The following is a 3,059-nucleotide window of genomic DNA, read 5'->3' on the forward strand; positions in this document are numbered from 1 at the left end:
CTACTGGCCGAGTCTAAGGCTAAAGCCAGTATCCGACTGAAGTCGGAGGGGTTCCTCCTCCAAGAGGACTCTAAATGACCCTCTTGAGTTTAAGAATTATCTATTTGGTCGATCAGGGAACCGGGTCAATGGTCCTGATATTGATCGTCAAATGGATGAATTCATAGCAAAATTCAGGGTTGATTGGCGGGTGGCCTGTTTTTCTGCTGACATTTATGAGGCCACCATGACGCGAAGTCGCGAAGATAGGGACGAAGACATTTTAGCGGCTCCCTTTCATCGTGGTCATTCCCGACCACAAATGTGGGCTCATTATGCGGACAACCATGCTGGGGCATGTTTGATATTTCGGCGCGACCGCCTTGAACAAGCAATGTACCGAAAGGCGTCAAATATAAACGGAAGAGTCTATTCTCGTAGAATTATCTATCGCCCTGGAAGTTTACGGCAACGGCTGTTCGGATCAAATCCACTTATCGTGGCAATGAGTGACCTTGAGCACGGAACCCGGCATGCCATTGAACGACATACCGACCGACATATAGAAGAACTTCTGTTTACGAAGCACCCCGACTGGCAAAACGAGCATGAATACAGATGGATAATTTCGGGCAATAAAGACCACAATCTCTTCGTTGACTGTTCAGATTCGTTGATAGGTCTTCTGTTGGGGCCTCGCTTTCCAGTCGATGCGGAAAAACACGTCAGGCATTATGGATTAGAGAATGAAATAAGTATTGCCCGAATGGACTGGATCAATGGGGTGCCTCAGCCATCGCCTACGATGCCAAAGCTATTAGCCGCATCGTGATTGGAATATTTAATACGTACTGTAGTGAAGAATTACGGCCGCGCCCAAGAAAATCCCAAAATCACGCACCTTCCGCCCGTCCCGCCAACTTCTTCACCATTTCCCGCACCTCGGCAGGCGTATCACCGCTGACCACCTCGATATAACCGACACCGGCCCGGCGCAGGGCTTCCCTTTTCACCGCGTCGCGTGCGGCGGTGTTCCGGCCGGTGTGATGGCCCTTGCCCTGAAATTCGACGGCGTGGAGCGGGCGGCAGTCGGCATCGACGATCAGCAGGTCGACGCGCTTGGAATTAACCGCGAAATAGGCAGCCTCATTCGGGCTGGCGAGAATTTCTCCCAAGGAAACCTGACCCATCGCGCGCCAGCCAGGGCTATGATCCACAAGTGCCTGATCAATCACGCCAAGCAAGCGGCGTTCGCTTTGGTTGAGCAACGCACGTGCCGTAAATTTTGCTTCCATCACCAGCCGCAACTGATCGGCGGCGATTTCGACGGGTGAAGCCTTGCGCGCTTCGATGGGCACCACTGTGCCGGGTCGCCAACGCTTGTGGTTTTTCCATGCCCAATACCGCCGCCTTTCGGCACGGTTGATATTTTCGCCGATGCGTTCCGCAGCCATGCCGCACACCGCCCCGAACGCCAGCACAAGTGCAAGCAACCACGGCTTGTCAATAAGGGCGGCAATCTCTGGCGGCATGAAAATGAGTAGATGAGATTATAGGCCCCTTCGTCAAGTAGTTAGGATTACGGTGACAGTTTACTATGCGCCCACAACTGACTCCCATGTTTATGCTCTTCCGGCGACACATGTTAAAAATTTCCGCTTTCTTTAACATATTCCCCTGATATGTTCGCAAAGCGCAGATTTTGAAACATGAGGCGGTCGATATGTTAAAGCAAACCTATGACATTCCCCCGCTTCCGCCACCGGGCGAGCTTGAGACTGTTTCTGTCCTTCGGGAGGCTGCCCGCGCGCATCGCTTTCTGGCGGAATTGAAGGGACGAGCCGCCACTATCCCCAATCAGAGCATATTGATCGACACGCTCTCCCTGCAGGAAGCAAAGGCGAGTTCGGAGGTGGAGAATATCGTCACTACACAGGATGAAATGTTTCAGGCCAGCCTGTTCCCCGACAATCCGTCCTCGCCCGCCGCCAAGGAAGTGGCGCTTTACCGTGACGCACTTCAATGCGGTTTTGAAAAGCTAGATGAGCAGCAGGGGCTGCTGACCAACAACAGCATCATCGCCATGTTCCAGATATTGAAGCGCACCAAGAGCGGTTTTCGCACGACGCCCGGAACCGCGCTCAAGAATGAAGGGAATGGCGACATAGTCTATGTGCCGCCCCAGCATGGCGACGATGTTGTCCGGCACATGACCGCGCTGGAACGCTTCATCAACGAAGACGCAATGAGCGCCCTTGATCCGCTCATCAAGATGGCGATCATCCATCATCAGTTCGAAAGCATCCATCCTTTCCCCGACGGCAATGGACGGATCGGGCGCATCATCAATGTCCTGTACTTGACGCGGCAAGGTTTGCTGGAAATCCCGATCCTGTACCTCAGCCGCTATATCACAACACACAAGGACGAATATTACGCCTTGTTGCAATTCGTTCGTGAAACCGGCCAGTGGCAACCGTGGCTGGAATATATGCTGTGCGCTGTGGCCGACACCGCGATTGGAACGTTGGCGCTGATTGATGAAATCAAGGCGCTTATGCACGATTACAAGAATCGTATCCGTTCCGACCTACCCCGCATCTATTCACAGGATTTGCTCAACAACCTGTTCCGTCACCCCTATACCCGCATCGAATATGTTCAAAATGAGCTTGGAGTGACGCGGCAGACGGCGGCACGCTATCTGGATCAGCTTGCCGCGAACGGATTGCTTGTCAAATATCAGGCTGGGCGGAACAATTACTATGTAAATGCACCGCTGGTTGCGCTTTTTGCCAACTGAGTCAGGAACGTCTGAAATCTCGTTGCGGTGACACTTGCAATAGCGCTCCAAACCACGACCACCCGCCATTCTTGCCTGTTCTACAGCCCCCGCATGCGGCACCCTCCGCACATGGACAACCGCCACCCACATGCGCTGACGATGCGCTTGCCGCTTTATAGCCGCGCGAGTGGAAGGGGGAGGAATCTGGCGTGCACGACCCTGAATGACTGACCGGCTGATGCCGGTAGGATCAAGTGGAGGGGCTGAAGCCGTTTCTGTGGGAATGCCGGTCCAG

The 3,059-nt window shown here is 53.5% G+C and carries 3 protein-coding genes; 2 read left to right on the forward strand and 1 reads right to left on the reverse strand.

Features of this window, described 5'->3' with window-relative positions; genetic code table 11:
• The first annotated feature begins 151 nt into the window (after positions 1-151).
• Positions 152-811 carry a DUF2971 domain-containing protein gene (locus L3X40_RS21415; RefSeq protein ID WP_237367362.1) on the forward strand — a complete coding sequence of 220 codons (660 nt, stop codon included), beginning with the start codon at positions 152-154 and terminating at the stop codon, positions 809-811.
• A 61-nt stretch (positions 812-872) separates the two neighbouring features.
• Here the strand turns inward: L3X40_RS21415 and L3X40_RS21420 are convergent, their stop codons facing one another.
• Positions 873-1,511: a DUF2726 domain-containing protein gene (locus L3X40_RS21420; protein WP_237367363.1), complete on the reverse strand. Its 639-nt coding sequence runs from the start codon at positions 1,509-1,511 to the stop codon at positions 873-875.
• A 191-nt stretch (positions 1,512-1,702) separates the two neighbouring features.
• Here L3X40_RS21420 and L3X40_RS21425 point away from each other — a divergent pair, with 191 nt between their 5' ends.
• Positions 1,703-2,782, forward strand: a complete 1,080-nt coding sequence (locus tag L3X40_RS21425) for a Fic family protein (RefSeq protein ID WP_237367364.1) — start codon at positions 1,703-1,705, stop codon at positions 2,780-2,782.
• Positions 2,783-3,059 lie beyond the last annotated feature (277 nt).

Source organism: Rhizorhapis sp. SPR117, assembly GCF_021742065.1.

What these genes read in the sequence shown, in the direction of transcription:
- L3X40_RS21425 (WP_237367364.1), top strand. Translation starts at nt 1,703, where the DNA reads ATGTTAAAGCAAACCTATGACATTCCCCCGCTTCCGCCACCGGGCGAG.
- L3X40_RS21415 (WP_237367362.1), top strand. Translation starts at nt 152, where the DNA reads ATGGATGAATTCATAGCAAAATTCAGGGTTGATTGGCGGGTGGCCTGT.
- L3X40_RS21420 (WP_237367363.1), bottom strand. Translation starts at nt 1,511, where the DNA reads ATGCCGCCAGAGATTGCCGCCCTTATTGACAAGCCGTGGTTGCTTGCA.